A 14887-nucleotide genomic window follows, 5' to 3' on the forward strand; every position below is an offset into this window, starting at 1 on the left:
ATGTCCAACCTGGTGGAGACGGCGCGGCTGCACTGGTGGAAGGCCGCGCTGCTCGTCGCCGCCGTGATCGTGGGGTCGTTCCCGTGGAACGCGCCGTCCAGTCTGTTCGGCGTGGCGCCGATCCTGATCTGGTGCTTCCTGGCCCCGTCGCGCAAAGCCGGGGTGACCGTCGGGCTGATCCTGCTGGCTGTGCTGGTGTGGTTCGCGGTGCCGCGCGGACTCGGGTGGTCCGGACCGCTGGTGCCCTCGGAGGTCGAGGTGTACTGGCTCTACCCGGTGATCGCGGCGGCCGTGTGCCTGCCGGCCTTGCGGCGGGTGTCGACCGGTGTCCTCGGACTGGCGACGATGGTCCTGGCGGGATTCCTGGCCACGGCGGTCGTCCTGCTCGGCCGGCTCGAGGCCAAGCCCGGTGACGAGGGCGTGCTGCCCGCGCCGTCCGGGCTGCGCGTCGCCGAAGGCAGTGGCTACTGCGGTTCCGGCAACTGCTCGCGGGAGGTGACCGCGACCGGCGACCACGCTACCGACGTGATGCGCGAGCACCTGGAGGCACGCGGGTTCACGGTTCGGACGCCGGAACGGATGTGCCGGGCCACGGGGCTCGTGTTCACGCACGAGGTGTGCGCGGAGTCGAAGAAGATCTCCTCCGACGCGGTCGAGGTCACCTGGTACGTCAACTAGAGGTACGGGCGGCGGCTGCGGCGACGGTTGCCAGGTCTTCGCTCGAGAAGCCGGCCCGGCTCAGCACCGCCAGGGACTTGTTCGCTGCCAGCGTGCACAACGCCAGCTCCGCCGCCTCCCGCTCATCGGCGCCCGCCGCCAGCAGCGCCTGCTCCAGCATCGCCCGCACACCGTCGATCATGGCGCGGACCATCGCCTGGCCGTCCGCGTCGAGGGCCGGCATCTGCGTTGCCGACACCGTGAGCAGGCAGCCGTCCGGAACCGCCGGATCGGCGATGCGGTTCAGGGTGACCCGCAGGTAGGCGGCCATGACGGCGCTCGGGTTCGGGTGTGGGCCGGACAGTGCCTGGTCGTACAACGGGTGGTAGGTCTGCGCGTACCGTTCGAGGCTTTTCCGGAAGAGGGCGCTCTTGTCGCCGAAAGTGCTGTAGAGCGAGCTCCTGCCCAGGCCGGTGCCCTCGGTGAGGCGATCGATCGAGGCCTCCGAATAGCCCCAGCGCCAGAAGACGTGCATCGCGCGTCGTAGCGCCTCGTCCACGTCGAACTGCTTGCGGCCCACCATGGTTCAGCAGCTTACACATCTTGCACCGATCGTTCCAATATGCGTAGGGTCGCCGCCATGACAAGTTGTACTGATCGGTCCATGATGAGTTCGCTGCGGCTGCCCGACGGGTTCACCGACGTCTTCGTCAGCCAGTTCGTCCAGCTGGACGGCCTGCGACTGCACGCCGTCACAGGCGGGGAGGGCCCGCCGCTGCTGCTGGTCGGCGGGTGGCCGCAGACCTGGTACGCCTGGCGGGAAGTGATGCCGGCGCTCGCCCGCGAGCACACCGTCGTCGCCGTCGACTCGCGCGGGGCCGGGCTCTCCGACAAGCCCGACGACGGGTACGACGCCGGCACGCTGGCCGCCGACCTGGTCGCGCTGATGGCCGCGCTCGGGCACGACCGGTTCGACGTGGCCGGCCACGACATCGGCATGTGGACCGGATACGCCCTCGCCGCCGATCACCCCGACCGGGTGGGCCGGCTCGCCGTCGTCGACGCCGTCATCCCCGGCCTCACGCCGATTCCGTCGGTCTTCAGCCCGGCCGCGGTCAACCAGCGGCTCTGGCACTTCGGCTTCAACCGGCTCACCGACCTCAACGAGGAGCTGGTCCGGGGACGGGAACATCTCTTCTTCGGCCACCAGTTCGCCACCAAGGCAGCCACGCCGGACGCGATCCCCGCGTACGCGGTCGACGTCTACGTCGACGCGATCGTCGCGGATCCTCGCGGGCTGCGGGCGAGCTTCGGGTACTACCGGGCGCTGGACGAGACGATCGCGCAGAACGAGCAGCGCGGGAAGACCCGGCTGACGCTGCCGGTGCTCGCCGTCGGCGGCGCGCGGTACAGCGGCGCACTGGTCGCCCAGACGATGCGGCCGGTGGCCGACGACGTCACCGAGGTGGTCCTCGACGATTGCGGCCACTACGTGGCAGAGGAGCAGCCGGCGCGGTTCGCCGAGATCCTGCGGGACTTCCTCAGGGGCGAACCGGTAGCAGGCTGACCCGTTCGCGGACGGAGCGCCAGCGGGCTGCCAGCGCGGTGAGCGTCGGCTGTCAGCGGCCCCGGCCAGGGTCTGCGGTGTGACGATCACCCTCAACCCCGCGAGCACCGTGATGTTCACCGGCGACTCGATCACCGGCCTCTGGCGACAGGACGGCGACGACCGGGCCGCCTACCCGCTGCAGGTGGCGGGCCGGTGGAGCTTCGAGCACCCCGACCGACCCCTGACCTGGCTGAACACCGGCTACCGCGGCAACACCACGGCCGACCTCGAAGCCCGCTGGCAGACCGACGTGCTCGACGCACGCCCCGACGTCCTCTCGATCCTCGTCGGCATCAACGACGCCGGCGGCCACACGCTCGACCCGGACACGCCGCCGGTCTCCGCCGAGGAGTTCGCCGCGACCTACCGTCGTCTGCTCACGCCCCTGACCGACACCCGGCTGATCCTCGTCGAGCCGTTCCTCCTGCCGATCGACGGTGTCGTCGAGGCCGGCGGGATGCTGATCGGCGAGCAGGAGCGCAAGCAGTGGCGCGAGGACCTGGAACCGAAGATCGGGGTCGTGCGCGCGCTCGCCCGCGAGTTCGGCGCCGAGCTGCTGGAGGCCGACCGCCTGTTCACCGAGCTGTCCGCGCGCAGGCCGCCGGAGCACTGGGCCGAGGACGGTGTGCACCCCACAGCCGCAGGTCACAGCGCTCTCGCGGAGGCGTGGCTGGAGCTCGTCGCGTGAGTCCCACCCATTTCCGTAGGGCGTACGGTATTGTTTCCGTATGGCCTACGGAAATGGGGTGGACGGATGGCCGCCGAACGCAGCGGTGGGGGAGACCCGGCCAGGACGCTCGCGTTGCTCTGGCGCACGCCGCAGGAGCCGAAGCCGGTCGGCAGGAAGCCCAAGGTGAGCGTCGACCAGATCGTCACCGCGGCGATCGCGGTGGCCGACCGCGAGGGGCTCGGCGCGATGTCGATGGCCCGCGTCGCGCAGGAACTGGCCGTCGGCACGATGTCGCTCTACACGCACGTGCCCGGCAAGGGCGAGCTGATCGACCTCATGGCCGACACCGTGTTGCAGGAGCGCGACCTCACGGCCGAGGGCACGTGGCGCGAGCGCGTCAAGCACTACGCCGACCGCACGCGCGCGGTCTACCAGGCGCATCCGTGGATGCGGGACGTGTCGATGGTGCGGCCGCCACTCGGGCCGGGGCTGATGGACGGCCAGGAGTTCGTGCTGGCCGCGCTCGCCGACTCCGGGCTGGCACCGAGGCAGGTCACCGTCGCGCACGTCGCGGTCGAGGGGTTCGTGCACGGCGCGGCGGCGTCCGAAGTGGACGATCAGCAGCTCGCGGCGGTGACCGGTGAGTCCGGTGACTCGTGGTGGGGAGCCCGGCAGGTGTTCTGGGACGACTACTTCGACGTGGAGCGCTACCCGGCGATGACGGCGCTGTGGAACGCCGGGGCCTACGACACCGAGGGCACGCTCGCGGACAACATGCGCAGCTCGTTCGACTACGGGCTCGACAAACTGCTGGACGGCATCGAAGGGGGCATGCGATGACGACGCTGGTGACCGGTGCGACGGGCAACGTCGGCCGATTGGTGGTGCGGGGGCTCACGGGCCCGGTGCGGGCGATCACCCGCGACCCGGCCAAGGCGGACTTCCCCGCGCACGTCGAGGTGGTGAAGGCCGACCTCGACGACCCGGCCGGCATTCCGTTCGACGGCGTGGAGAAGCTCTACCTGTTCGTGCATCCACCGACCGCCCAGGAAGTGGTCGAACGCGCGGTGCGCGCGGGCGTGCGCAGGATCGTGACGCTGTCCTCGGGCGCGGTGACCTACGGCTACGACACCAGCCACCACCTGCCCGTCGAGCAGGCCGTCGAGGCGTCCGGCGCCGAGTGGACGCACCTGCGGCCCGGCGAGTTCGCGGCCAACAAGATCGACCTGTGGGGTCCGTCGATCCGCGCGGACGGCACGATCGTGCACCCCGAACCGGACGGGTTCGGCCAGCCCGTCCACGAGGCCGACATCGCCGACGCCGCGATCAGGGTGCTGCAGGAGGACGGTCACGCGGGCAGGGCCTACGACCTGTCCGGACCACCGCAGCTCACCCAGCGGGACATGGCCCGCGACATCGGCGCCGCGATCGGCCGCGACCTGACGTTCCGCGACGTCACCACCGAGGAGGCGCTCGCCTACTACGTGAGCGTCGGCTGGCCCGAGGAGATCGCCCGCTACATCCTCGGCCTCGGCGGTTATGAGGGCGGGGAGGCCGACGACTTCTCCGACTACGAGTTCGTCGTGTCGCCGGACTACGAGAAGCTCACCGGCAGGCCGTACCGGACGTTCGCGCAGTGGGCGCGCGATCACGCGGCCGACTTCCGCGGCTGATCATCGCGTCGATTCCGGGCCTCCTCGTTCGACGTACCGGTAGACGGCGAACGAGGAGGCCCGGTGCGGTTCATGGTGTTCGTCAGGAGCCCGATCCCGTTGGCGGCACGGCACGGGGACGTGCTCGTGCGCGCGGGTGTCCTGCTCGACGCCGGGGACCTCGTTCCCGGCGCGTACGGGGTGTCGGGGTACTGGCTGATCGACGTGCGGGACCGGGAGGAAGCGGTCGAACGGATCCGGCGCATCTGCCTTCCGGCGTGCGTCGTGGAAATACGTCAGGTGGCTGTGGTCTGATTCCTCCATGGGGGCTACCTCGGTGCATCGCACCATCGACGCGGTCTGGCGGATGGAGTCGGCGAAGGTCATCGCCGCCCTGGCGCGGTACACCCGCGACGTCGGACTCGCCGAGGAGATGGCCCAGGACGCGCTGGTCGCGGCCCTGGAGCAGTGGCCGGCCGAAGGCGTGCCGCGCAACCCCGGCGCGTGGCTGACGACGACGGCGAAGCGGCGCGCGATCGACCAGATCCGCCGGCGCGAGAACTTCAACCGCAAGGTCGAGGAGATCGGCCGCGACGTCCAGGAGGCCACGCCCGATGCCGGCGACGGCATCGAGGACGAGATCGGCGACGACCTCCTGAGCCTCATGTTCACCGCCTGCCACCCGGTCCTGGGCACCGAGGCACGGGTCGCATTGACGCTCAAGATGCTGGGCGGCCTCAAGACCGAGGAGATCGCCCGCGCGTTCCTGGTCAGCGACGCGACCGTGGCGCAACGCATCGTGCGCGCCAAGAAGGCCCTGGCCGACGCGGGCGTGCCGTTCGAGGTGCCGGAAGGCCCCGAACTCGCCACCAGGCTCGCGTCGGTCCTCGAGGTCATCTACCTGATCTTCAACGAGGGCTACTCCGCCACCCAGGGCGACGACTGGCTGCGCCCCGAACTCTGCGCCGAGGCGTTGCGGCTCGGGCGTGTGCTCGCCGAGCTCGCGCCCAAGGAGGCCGAGGTCCACGGCCTGGTCGCGTTGATGGAGATCCAGGCCTCCCGGACCAAGGCCCGCACCGGCCCCGGCGGCGAACCCGTGCTGCTGCTGGAGCAGGACCGAGGTCGTTGGGACTGGCTGCTCATCGGCCGCGGCCTCAAGGCCCTCGAACGCGCCGAAGCCCTCAACCAACCACCCGGGCCCTACTACGTTCAGGCCGCTCTCGCCGCGTGCCACGGCCGTGCGCGCAAGGCCGAGGACACGGACTGGCAGCGCATCGCCACCCTCTACCAGGTGCTGGCGGGCATCTCGCCGTCCCCGATCGTCGAGCTCAACCGCGCGGTGGCGTTGTCGATGGCCTTCGGGCCCGCCGCCGGCCTCGCACTCGTCGACGAGATCGCGGGCGAGAAGGCGCTGCAGGGCTACCACCTGCTGCCCAGCGTGCGCGGCGACTTCCTGGCGAAGCTCGGTCGCAACGCCGAGGCGAAGGCCGAGTTCGAGAAGGCCGCCTCGCTGACCCGCAACGAACGCGAACGGACCCTGCTGCTGGAGCGCGCCGCGAGCTGCTGACCGGGACCCCTCCCGGACCGGCCCGCCTACGGTGCCCCGGTGAGCAGGCGCGAGACGATCGATGGAGTCGTGTACGGCGGTGCGTCCGTTCTGGCGTTGCTGGGCGCGCTGCCCGCCGCGATCCTGACGCTCACCGGCCACGCGCTGTGGCCGTTCTTCTTGTTCGTTCCGTGCGCACTGATCAGCCTGATGCTCGTCTACGCGCTGCTGCGAGGGCATCTGCGCGTTCGCCGTCCATGGACCCCCTGGCGCAGGACTGGTGCGGTGGCCGTCGCCGGGACCCTGACGACGACGCTGGCGCTGGGCGCTCTGCTGATCTCCTACGCGATCCTGGGCATGCCCCTGAAGGACGACGACCTGCGCCGGACGTGTGCCGACCGCACGGCCAACCCCAGGTCGGCCGCCCCCTCCTCAGGTGAGCAGGTGACTCGCGCGTACATCGACAGCGGCAGCGGGTTCTGGCGCATGCCGGAGTCCGACGTGCGGCCGGTCGAGAAGGTCGAGGACCTGCCGGCCGTGCAACAGGTGGCCTGTCTGAGCCTGCTCGGATCGGGAGGGCGGCTGGGCACCTGCAGCTACGGCATCGGCCCTGGCACAGGGGTCTCCTCGACGACGACGCACTACCGAGGCCGGTGGGAGCTGTCCGTGCGTGAGACCCGCACCGGACGCAGGATCGCCGTCCGGTCGTTGGAGGGGACGACCGACGGCGCGTGTTCGTCGGAGAAGTGGGTCGTGAAAGGCCAGACCTCGTCGGAGTACTACACCCCGCCGTCCGCCGCCGACGTCCAGGCGGCACTAGCTCAGCGCTAGCTTCACGCCCAGCGCCGCGAACGACGCCGCGAAGAACCGGCGCAGCCACACCATCACCCGCGGCCGGGCCAGCACCCGGTCGCGCATCGACGCCGCGAACACCCCGTAGACGGCGAACACCACGAACGTCAGCGCCATGAACACCGCGCTCAGCGTGACCATCTGCCCGAACCCGGTCGCGAACTGCGGCAGGAACGCCACGAAGAAGATCGTCAGCTTCGGGTTGAGCAGGTTGATCAGCACCGCCGACACCACGACCCTGCGTGCCGACGCCGGTGCGGCCGCGGTGTCCACGACCAGGTCGCTCTTGTCCCGCAACGTCGCCCACGCCAGGTAGACCAGGTACGCGACACCGAGGTACTTCACGATCTCGAACGCCAGCGCGCTCGCGTGCAGCAGCGCCGCCAGCCCGGTCACCGTGGCCAGCACGTGCGGCACGATTCCCAGCGTGCAGCCGAACGCGGCGACCACGCTCGCCTTGCGGCCGTGCGCGAGACCGGCGGACAGCGTGTACAGCACACCGGTGCCGGGCGTGGCGACCGCGATCAACGTCGTGATCAGGAATGCGAGGCTCATGCCGGTGACTCTGCCGCCAAAGCGGTCCAGGCAGGAGAGCCACAAACCGCCCGCGAAGTTGGACCACTTTCGATGTCGAGGATCGGTGAACGGCTCCGTCCCAGGGGCATGAGCATCAAGAGCATGCACCACGTGGGAATGACCGTCACCGACCTCGCGGCCGCCGTCGCGTTCTTCGAGGCGCTCGGCATGGAGCTCGAAGGCAAGGCGCACATGGAGGGCGACTTCGTCGACGGCGTCATCGGGCTCGACGGCTCGAACAGCGACATCGCCATGCTGAAGACGCCGGACGACCAGTACCGGATCGAGTTCAGCCAGTTCCAGACCCCGAAGAGCATCGACGGCAGCTCGCACGCGCCGATCAACGCCCTCGGGCTGCGGCACATCGCGTTCGTCATCGACGACCTCGACGCGACCCTCGCGCGCTTGAAGCCGCACGGCGCGGAGCTGGTCAGGAACGTCGAGACGTACGAGAACATGCTCCGGACCTGCTACGTGCGCGGTCCCGAGGGGATCCTCGTGGAGCTGTGCGAGTACTTCAGTTAAGCGCCCGCGCGTACGCCGTGGGGGAGACGCCCACGGTCTGCGTGAAGTCCCGGACGAGGTGGGCCTGGTCGCTGTACCCGAGGTCAGCGGCCAGATGCGCCCACTCCACGTCCGACTCGGCGCGTTCCAGCGCCTCGTGGATGCGGTACCGCAGGATGACCCACTTCGGGCTCACGCCGACGTAGTCCGCGAACAGCCGTTGCATCGTGCGGACCGCGACACCGCAGTCCCGTGCGAAGTCCGCGACCCGCCGGATCTCCCGGTCGTCCCGGATCCGTTGCACCAGCTCCATCGCCAGCGTCGCCTGCGGATCGGGCACGGGTCCCATCGACAGCAGGAACGCGTCGAGCGCGGCCACCCGGTCGTCCTCGTCCTCCACGTCCAGCACCAGCGACGACGGAGCGTCGAGCCGCACGTGCCGCCCGGTCCACTCCGACACCGGCTCGGCGCGGAACGGCCGGAACCCGCCCGGCCGGAACTGCACGCCCGCCACCCGGATCCGCCCGTCCAGCACGCGGCTGAACAGCCCCAGTCCCACCCCGGCGATCTCCGGCTGGGCGAAACCGCGCTCGAAGACGACGTTCACGGACGGATGCGGCACGACGTGCGAGGTGTACGGCGTGTCCAGCTCACCGTCGATCAGCCAGTAGTGCTCCAGGTACGGCTGCAACTCCACGCACGGCATACGGCGGCGAAACCGCACACGGGCGAAAAGCTCCCGTGCGTCGATGATCCCCCGAGTGTCCCGACGCGGCCCCTGCACAGCCCAGATCCTAGGTTGGCGCGTTTCTTCAAGAGCGGCGAGACGCACGAAAATAGGCTCGCAACCATGAAGCTCAGCGTTCTGCTCGACCGAGCCCGCGACCACGCACTGCCAGTCATCGCGAACATCACCGACGACGACCTGTCCAAGCCCACCCCGTGCGCCGACTACGACGTCCGCGCCCTGCTCGACCACCTGCTGCACGTCGTCGTGGAGTTCCAGAAACTCGCCGCGAAGCAGGACGCCGACTTCAGCCACACGCCGTCCTACCCGGACTGGCGTGCGCGGTACCCCGCCGAGTCCGCGAAGCTCGTCGAGGCCTGGGGACAGCCCGGCGCGACCGAGGGCATCGCCGGCAACATGCAGATGCCCGCCACCGTCGTCGGCGGCCTGGTGCTGCTCGACCTCACCATCCACGTCTCCGACCTCGCCCAGGCCACCGGCCAGCGCTTCGAGCCGGACCCCGAGGTGTTCACCGAGGTCGAGGGCCTGGTGAACCAGATGGGCCCGATGGCCATCGAGATGAACGTGTTCAAGGCACCGGTCGAGGCACCCGCGGACGCGTCGCCGTTCGAGCGGCTGCTGGCCACCACCGGCCGCGACCCGCGCTGGAGTGCTTGACTGGTCGCATGCTGACGATCGGGATGCTGGGCGGAATGAGCTGGGAGAGCAGCGCGGAGTACTACCGGCTGGCGAACGTGCTCGTACGTGAACGGCTCGGCGGCCTGCACTCCGCGAAGGTGGTGCTGCACTCCGTCGACTTCGCCGAGATCGAACGCATGCAGGTCGAGGGCCGCTGGGACGACGCGGGCAAGGCGCTCGCCGAGGCCGCCGCACAGGTGCAGGCAGGCGGCGCCGACTTCCTGCTGATCTGCACCAACACCATGCACAAGGTGTTCGACCAGGTCCAGGCGGCCGTCGACATCCCGGTGATCCACCTCGGCGACACGACCGCGCAGGCCATCAGGCAGGCCGGCTTCACCACGGTCGGCCTGCTCGGCACCGGCTTCACCATGGACCAGCAGTTCTACCGCGAACGCCTGGAGTCGCACGGCCTGAAGGTCCTGGTGCCGTCCGCCGAGGACCGCGCGACCGTGCACCGGATCATCTACGACGAGCTGTGCCTCGGCATCGTCCGCGAGCAGTCCCGCCGCGCCTATCAAGACGTGATCGCACGGATGGAAGGGGCGGAGGGAGTCATCCTCGGCTGCACCGAGATCGAACTGCTGATCTCCCAGGCTGACGTGCCGATTCCGGTGTTCCCGACCACCCGCCTGCACGTCGAGGCGGCCGTCGAACGGGCAATCCAGGCAAATCTGTGAACATGTGATGCGGACCACCCAGCAACGCCGCAACCGTGCGGAGTGTCTTAGTCACTGAGGGCTATTCCCTCCTCGGTGAACTAAGGGGAGTTCGCTTGAAACGATCACACATCGCTGCCGGGCTGACGGCTGTCGTGGTTGCCGCCACGGCAGCCGTTCCTGTTTCGGCGGCGCCACAGGAGCAAGAGGTGCGTGCCGACGGGCTGACCACGAAGGTCACGCTCATCACCGGTGACGAGGTCACCGTCACCAACGGCAAGGTCCACGCGAGGGCGGCGCAGGGCAGGGAGACCGTCGGGTTCCGCAGCTTCAAGGACCCGCGCGGCGACCTGCACGTCGTCCCGCTCGACGCCCAGCACAGGCTCAACACGGGCGAGCTGGACGCGCGGCTGTTCGACGTCTCGCTGCTGGCCAGATCCGGCTACGACGACGCGGCGAGCAGGACGCTTCCGCTGATCGTGCAGGGGCAGGGGATCAGCGCGGCGAACGCCGAGTCGTTGCCGAGCATCGACGCTCGGGCGATCAAGGTCGACAAGAACGGCTCGTTCTGGGCCGGCGCTCGGGCGGCGGGCACCGGCAGGATCTGGCTGGACGGCAAGGTCACCGCGTCACTGGACCGCAGCGCCGCGCAGGTCGGCGCGCCCCAGGCGTGGGAGAAGGGCTTCACCGGCAAGGACGTCACCGTCGCGATCCTCGACACCGGCGTCGACGAGACCCACCCGGACCTCGCGGGGGCCGTCGTGGAGTCCAAGAACTTCAGCGACAGCGACACCACCGACGACCGCGTCGGCCACGGCACGCACGTCGCGTCGACCGTCACCGGCGACGGCAAGTACAAGGGCATCGCACCGGACGCGAAGCTCGTCAACGGCAAGGTGCTCGGCGACTACGGCGGCGGCGCCGAGAGCGACATCATCGCCGGCATGGAGTGGGCCGCGGCCAAGGCCAAGGTCATCAACATGAGCCTCGGCAGCTCCTGGCCGGACGAGGGCACCGACCCGATGTCGCTGGCGCTCAACCGCATCACCGAGCAGACCGGCGCGTTGTTCGTCGTGGCCGCCGGCAACTCCGGTGGCCCCATCGGCTCACCTGGCTCCGCCGACGCGGCCCTCACCGTCGGCGCCGTCAACCGGGACGACACGCTCGCCGAGTTCTCCTCGCGCGGCCCGCGCTGGGTGAACAACGCGGTCAAGCCCGACATCACCGCGCCGGGCGTCGACATCGTGGCCGCCAAGGCCAAGAACGGCCAGATCGGCACGCCCGTCGACGAAGGACACGTCGCGTTGTCCGGCACGTCGATGGCCACCCCGCACGTGGCGGGCGCCGCGGCGATCCTGGCCTCGAAGAACCCGGCGTGGAAGGCGGAGGACATCAAGGCCGCGCTGATGAACAGCGCCAAGCCCAACCCGTCGCTGAGCATCTACGAGCAGGGCGCAGGACGTCTCGACGTCGGCCGTGCCGTGTCGACGTCGGTGACCACGAACCACGGCAGCTTCTCGCTGGGCACCGCGGTGTGGCCGCACGACGACGACAAGCCCATCACCCAGAAGCTGACGTACCGCAACAACGGCACGTCCGCCGTGACGCTCGACCTCAGCGTCACCGACGTGAAGCCCGCGGGCGCCGGCCTGTTCAGCGTCTCGCCGTCGAAGCTCACGATCCCCGCCGGTGGCACGGCGGACGCCACCGTCACCGCGGACACCAAGGCGAACGTGCCGGACGGCGTCTACGGCGCCGTGGTCCTGTCGTCCGACGGCGTGCGGGTGCCGATCGGCGTGGTGAAGGAGGTCGAGAGCTACGACGTGAAGATGACGTTCCTCGACCACAACGGCGCACCGACGCAGTACTACGACTACCGGTTCGTGAACCTCGACGTGGCGCAGGCGTACTTCCGCTACGACCCGTCGGGCACGCTCGTGCAGCGACTGCCCAAGGGCAAGTTCTTCTTCGACGGCAGGATCAACACCAGTGATCCCGACCCGACGAAGAACGGCCTGACCTCGATCCTGACCGAGCCCGCGTTCGAGGTCACCGGCAACACCGAGGTCGTGTTCGACGCGCGACAGGCCACCCAGCCGGTCATCGCGATCGAGCAGAAGGACGCCAAGGCCGTGAGCGCGGGCCTCGGGTTCCTCATGCAGGCCAACTGGGGTGAGACCGGCGGGACCTGGTACCTCAACAGCTTCGACTCGATCCGCGTGGCCCCGTCGAAGACGTCGTGGCCGAAGTTCGAGTTCTACGCCGAGTCGGTGCTGGCCAAACCGGACGCCAACGGCAAGTTCGACGGCAGCCCGTACCAGTACCACGTGCGGATCAGCGAGAAGACCCGCGTGCCGGCGAACGTCCAGCGTTCCGTCAAGGACCGTGAACTGGCTCGTGTCAACTCGGTGACGCACGCCCGCGTGCCGGGCTCCGTCGGCCAGCGCGACAACGGCGCCTCCGGTCCGTTGCCGTTGCGGCTCAAGGAGTTCTACACGCCCGGCGTCGACTGGTCCGGCTCGCTGACGGAGTTCACGAAGGTCGGCGAGTACCCGAGCCTCGGTTACCAGTTCTCGGCAGTGCCGCGCGTCTTCCAGCTCGGCAGGCCCGTCACCGAACACTGGAACAGCGCCGTCTACGGCCCCGGCGTGCCGAACGACCCGCGGTACGTGCGCTTCGCGGGACGTGTGGGCAACCTGCTGCGCGTCGACCTGCCCGTGCACAGCGCCCAGGGCATGACCGGTGCCAGCCCGAGCACCGGCCGCACCACCGTGACGATGGACGGCAAGGTCATCTCGGACCAGCCGGAAGCCGGGTACGCCTACCTCCCGAACGTGCCCGCGGAGAAGAAGCGCTACCAGGTGCACACCGAGGCGACCCGCGACTCGTTCTCGTCGAAGATCACCGCCGACTGGTCGTTCTACTCCGAGTTCGTCGCCGGCGATCTGTACAAGCCGGTGCCGCTGCTCGCCGTGCGGTTCACGCCGCAGCTCGACGACCACAACCGCGCCGGACGTGTCGTCACCGTGCCGATCACGGTGGAGCGCAACGGAACGGGCACCGTCACGAACATCAAGGACCCGGCGGTGCAGGTGTCCTACGACGAGGGCAAGACGTGGAAGCCGGTGCCGCTGCGCAAGACGCGCGCCGGCTGGCAGGTCACGCTGATCCACCCGCACGGAGCCAAGAACGTGTCGTTCAAGGCTTGGGCGGCGGACGCGGGCGGTGACGTCCAGCAGACGATCATCCGCGCGTACGACCTGAAGTGACCGCGTGAGGGGCCGGGCCTCGTGCTCGGCCCCTCACCGCTACTTCTGGTACGGCGCCAGCGTCTCCGGGTCCACGTCGGGCGCGCTCATGATCGGGTGCACCTCGATCGGCTGGTTCAGGAGCTTCCCGCCCGGCCCCGGGCACGCCGAGGCCTTGCGGGCGATCTCCAGCAGCCGTTCCTGGCTGTCGACGTCGACCACCCAGTACCCGGCGATGACCTCCTTGGACTCGGCGAACGGCCCGTCGACCACGACCGGGCCGTCGTCGCTGCCCCGCACCACGAACGCCCGCGCCGGGCCGCTCAGTCCCTCGGACTGCAGCAGCTCACCGGAGGCGCGCAGTTCGGCGTCCAGGTCGCGCATGTAGGCGATCATGCGGTGCATGTCCTCGTCGGACCAGGCGGCCAGGCCTTCCCAGTCCTCCTGGCTGCCGCCGTAGCTGACCAGCATGTACTTCACTTCCACTCCCCACCGGTAGCGCGGGCCTTGATCTCCTGCACGGCCCAGCTGTTGCCGTCCGGGTCGTCGAAGAAGATGAACGACCCTCCGTCCGCCTCGTTCATTCGCACGATCTCGCCGACCTCGACGCCGCGCTCGACGAGCTGCGCGCGGGCCTTCTCGAGGTCCGACACGACGAGTTGCACGCCCTTCAACGACCCCGGCTCGCCCTTGACGATGCCCTTGCCCATCACGATCGAGCAGCCGGAGCCGGGCGGGGTGAGCTGCAGGACCCGCGTGTCCTCGTTGAACGTCGTGTCGTGATCGACCTTGAATCCGAGCTGCTCGGAGTAGAACTGCTTCGACCGGTCGAGATCTGACACCGGTACGACGATGACTTCCAGGGTCCAGTCCATGTTCGTTCCTCTCAGCGGCTGCCCTACACGGATCCGTCGAAGTGCTCAGAGACTTTTCGACATGGGGTCCCGGCCCACATACCCGAGCAGCCTGTCCTGCAGCGGAGCGTCCTGCGGCACCTTCACCTCGGCGCCGTAGACCTCGATGCCGGGACCGAACGCGCCGGGCGTGCGGAAGCGTTCCATCAGGTCGGCGGGCACGGCCGTCGCGGTGGCCCAGAGGCGTTCCACGTCGGTCGCCGGGATGGTCTCGTCCTGGCCGGTGGCGCGGGCGAGGTCCCAGCCGTGCAGCACCAGGTCGTCGCTCACGACCTGGTCGACGTGGTCTTCCAGCGTCATCTGGCCGGCGGGCGTGGAGACCTCGCTGCGCGCCCGATCCGACTCCAGCGCCTCCTGGACCTGGCGGCGGGCCTCGCGGAAGTCCGTGAGCGGGTCCTCGGTGCGTGGGATCTGATGGCCGAGCATCACGCCGTGCATGTCGATGACGTGGTCCACGACCTCAAGCGCCGTCCACTGTGCACACGGCGACTGGTCGCCCCACTGGTCCGAGCGCACGTTCGCGACTTTCGCCTCGAACGCCTCCGCACGAGCCCGGTATCTCTCCGCGATCATG

18 protein-coding genes are annotated in these 14887 nt (G+C 69.5%); 12 read left to right on the plus strand and 6 right to left on the minus strand.

Annotated elements, in window-relative coordinates; translation table 11 throughout:
- Complete coding sequence (locus tag ACIQF0_RS37810) at window positions 1–678, plus strand: hypothetical protein (protein WP_401038003.1); 678 nt, start codon at window positions 1–3, stop codon at window positions 676–678.
- On the opposite strand, the gene ACIQF0_RS37815 is transcribed toward ACIQF0_RS37810, so the two are convergent.
- Window positions 671–1240, minus strand: a complete 570-nt coding sequence (locus tag ACIQF0_RS37815) for a TetR/AcrR family transcriptional regulator (protein ID WP_401038006.1) — start codon at window positions 1238–1240, stop codon at window positions 671–673. The two genes, ACIQF0_RS37810 and ACIQF0_RS37815, sit on opposite strands and share 8 nt — an antisense overlap.
- 81 nt (window positions 1241–1321) lie before the next feature.
- On the opposite strand from ACIQF0_RS37815, the gene ACIQF0_RS37820 reads away from it, so the two are divergent.
- The 7 genes from ACIQF0_RS37820 to ACIQF0_RS37850 all read left to right on the plus strand — a co-directional run bounded on the left by ACIQF0_RS37820 (window position 1322) and on the right by ACIQF0_RS37850 (window position 6965).
- On the plus strand, window positions 1322–2224 hold the full coding sequence (locus tag ACIQF0_RS37820) for an alpha/beta fold hydrolase (RefSeq protein ID WP_401038009.1): 903 nt from the start codon (window positions 1322–1324) through the stop codon (window positions 2222–2224).
- A 79-nt stretch (window positions 2225–2303) separates the two neighbouring features.
- Window positions 2304–2954, plus strand: a complete 651-nt coding sequence (locus ACIQF0_RS37825; protein WP_401038011.1) for an SGNH/GDSL hydrolase family protein — start codon at window positions 2304–2306, stop codon at window positions 2952–2954.
- A gap of 66 nt (window positions 2955–3020) precedes the next feature.
- The gene (locus ACIQF0_RS37830) at window positions 3021–3776 is read left to right on the plus strand and encodes a TetR/AcrR family transcriptional regulator (protein WP_401038013.1); all 756 of its coding nucleotides are present in this window, start codon (window positions 3021–3023) and stop codon (window positions 3774–3776) included.
- Window positions 3773–4609, plus strand: coding sequence for an NAD(P)H-binding protein (locus tag ACIQF0_RS37835; protein ID WP_401038015.1), 837 nt, complete (start codon window positions 3773–3775; stop codon window positions 4607–4609). The genes ACIQF0_RS37830 and ACIQF0_RS37835 overlap by 4 nt, the downstream gene beginning before the upstream one ends.
- A gap of 63 nt (window positions 4610–4672) precedes the next feature.
- Complete coding sequence (locus tag ACIQF0_RS37840) at window positions 4673–4903, plus strand: hypothetical protein (RefSeq protein WP_401038018.1); 231 nt, start codon at window positions 4673–4675, stop codon at window positions 4901–4903.
- A 7-nt stretch (window positions 4904–4910) separates the two neighbouring features.
- Window positions 4911–6155, plus strand: coding sequence for an RNA polymerase sigma factor (locus ACIQF0_RS37845; protein WP_401038021.1), 1245 nt, complete (start codon window positions 4911–4913; stop codon window positions 6153–6155).
- A 39-nt stretch (window positions 6156–6194) separates the two neighbouring features.
- Window positions 6195–6965, plus strand: a complete 771-nt coding sequence (locus ACIQF0_RS37850; protein WP_401038024.1) for a hypothetical protein — start codon at window positions 6195–6197, stop codon at window positions 6963–6965.
- Here the strand turns inward: ACIQF0_RS37850 and ACIQF0_RS37855 are convergent.
- Window positions 6951–7541, minus strand: a complete 591-nt coding sequence (locus ACIQF0_RS37855; protein ID WP_401038027.1) for a LysE family translocator — start codon at window positions 7539–7541, stop codon at window positions 6951–6953. The two genes, ACIQF0_RS37850 and ACIQF0_RS37855, sit on opposite strands and share 15 nt — an antisense overlap.
- 123 nt (window positions 7542–7664) lie before the next feature.
- On the opposite strand from ACIQF0_RS37855, the gene ACIQF0_RS37860 reads away from it, so the two are divergent.
- Window positions 7665–8087: a VOC family protein gene (locus ACIQF0_RS37860; RefSeq protein WP_401038030.1), complete on the plus strand. Its 423-nt coding sequence runs from the start codon at window positions 7665–7667 to the stop codon at window positions 8085–8087.
- Here the strand turns inward: ACIQF0_RS37860 and ACIQF0_RS37865 are convergent.
- Window positions 8080–8772 (minus strand): DUF6597 domain-containing transcriptional factor, encoded by a 693-nt coding sequence (locus tag ACIQF0_RS37865; protein ID WP_401038569.1) that lies wholly within the window; start codon window positions 8770–8772, stop codon window positions 8080–8082. The genes ACIQF0_RS37860 and ACIQF0_RS37865 overlap by 8 nt on opposite strands.
- A 144-nt stretch (window positions 8773–8916) precedes the next feature.
- On the opposite strand from ACIQF0_RS37865, the gene ACIQF0_RS37870 reads away from it, so the two are divergent.
- From ACIQF0_RS37870 to ACIQF0_RS37880, 3 genes are all read left to right on the plus strand, one after another.
- Window positions 8917–9471: a TIGR03086 family metal-binding protein gene (locus tag ACIQF0_RS37870; RefSeq protein ID WP_401038033.1), complete on the plus strand. Its 555-nt coding sequence runs from the start codon at window positions 8917–8919 to the stop codon at window positions 9469–9471.
- 8 nt (window positions 9472–9479) lie between these two features.
- Window positions 9480–10172: an aspartate/glutamate racemase family protein gene (locus ACIQF0_RS37875; RefSeq protein WP_401038036.1), complete on the plus strand. Its 693-nt coding sequence runs from the start codon at window positions 9480–9482 to the stop codon at window positions 10170–10172.
- 188 nt (window positions 10173–10360) lie between these two features.
- A complete protein-coding gene (locus tag ACIQF0_RS37880) occupies window positions 10361–13420 on the plus strand; it encodes a S8 family peptidase (RefSeq protein WP_401038038.1) in 3060 nt (1019 codons plus the stop codon).
- 39 nt (window positions 13421–13459) lie between these two features.
- Here ACIQF0_RS37880 and ACIQF0_RS37885 read toward each other — a convergent pair whose 3' ends face one another.
- From ACIQF0_RS37885 to ACIQF0_RS37895, 3 genes are read right to left on the minus strand one after another with little or no spacing between them, the layout of a single operon-like run.
- The gene (locus tag ACIQF0_RS37885; protein ID WP_245822381.1) at window positions 13460–13870 is read right to left on the minus strand and encodes a YciI family protein; all 411 of its coding nucleotides are present in this window, start codon (window positions 13868–13870) and stop codon (window positions 13460–13462) included.
- 5 nt (window positions 13871–13875) lie between these two features.
- Entirely contained in the window at window positions 13876–14274 is a 399-nt protein-coding gene (locus ACIQF0_RS37890; RefSeq protein WP_360036678.1) for a VOC family protein, read from the minus strand.
- 45 nt (window positions 14275–14319) lie between these two features.
- Window positions 14320–14886 carry a TIGR03086 family metal-binding protein gene (locus tag ACIQF0_RS37895; RefSeq protein ID WP_401038042.1) on the minus strand — a complete coding sequence of 189 codons (567 nt, stop codon included), beginning with the start codon at window positions 14884–14886 and terminating at the stop codon, window positions 14320–14322.
- Between the last annotated feature and the right edge of the window lies 1 nt (window position 14887).

The sequence above is a fragment of the Lentzea sp. NPDC092896 genome (assembly GCF_044754905.1).
In the GTDB taxonomy this organism is placed as follows: Bacteria; Actinomycetota; Actinomycetes; order Mycobacteriales; family Pseudonocardiaceae; genus Lentzea.

Coding starts and splice junctions, on each gene's coding strand:
- ACIQF0_RS37860 (WP_401038030.1), top strand. CDS start 7,665: ATGCACCACGTGGGAATGACCGTCACCGACCTCGCGGCCGCCGTCGCG.
- ACIQF0_RS37845 (WP_401038021.1), top strand. CDS start 4,911: ATGGGGGCTACCTCGGTGCATCGCACCATCGACGCGGTCTGGCGGATG.
- ACIQF0_RS37815 (WP_401038006.1), bottom strand. CDS start 1,240: ATGGTGGGCCGCAAGCAGTTCGACGTGGACGAGGCGCTACGACGCGCG.
- ACIQF0_RS37870 (WP_401038033.1), top strand. CDS start 8,917: ATGAAGCTCAGCGTTCTGCTCGACCGAGCCCGCGACCACGCACTGCCA.
- ACIQF0_RS37890 (WP_360036678.1), bottom strand. CDS start 14,274: ATGGACTGGACCCTGGAAGTCATCGTCGTACCGGTGTCAGATCTCGAC.
- ACIQF0_RS37895 (WP_401038042.1), bottom strand. CDS start 14,886: ATGATCGCGGAGAGATACCGGGCTCGTGCGGAGGCGTTCGAGGCGAAA.
- ACIQF0_RS37855 (WP_401038027.1), bottom strand. CDS start 7,541: ATGAGCCTCGCATTCCTGATCACGACGTTGATCGCGGTCGCCACGCCC.
- ACIQF0_RS37835 (WP_401038015.1), top strand. CDS start 3,773: ATGACGACGCTGGTGACCGGTGCGACGGGCAACGTCGGCCGATTGGTG.
- ACIQF0_RS37820 (WP_401038009.1), top strand. CDS start 1,322: ATGATGAGTTCGCTGCGGCTGCCCGACGGGTTCACCGACGTCTTCGTC.
- ACIQF0_RS37810 (WP_401038003.1), top strand. CDS start 1: ATGTCCAACCTGGTGGAGACGGCGCGGCTGCACTGGTGGAAGGCCGCG.
- ACIQF0_RS37875 (WP_401038036.1), top strand. CDS start 9,480: ATGCTGACGATCGGGATGCTGGGCGGAATGAGCTGGGAGAGCAGCGCG.
- ACIQF0_RS37885 (WP_245822381.1), bottom strand. CDS start 13,870: ATGCTGGTCAGCTACGGCGGCAGCCAGGAGGACTGGGAAGGCCTGGCC.
- ACIQF0_RS37830 (WP_401038013.1), top strand. CDS start 3,021: ATGGCCGCCGAACGCAGCGGTGGGGGAGACCCGGCCAGGACGCTCGCG.
- ACIQF0_RS37865 (WP_401038569.1), bottom strand. CDS start 8,772: ATGCCGTGCGTGGAGTTGCAGCCGTACCTGGAGCACTACTGGCTGATC.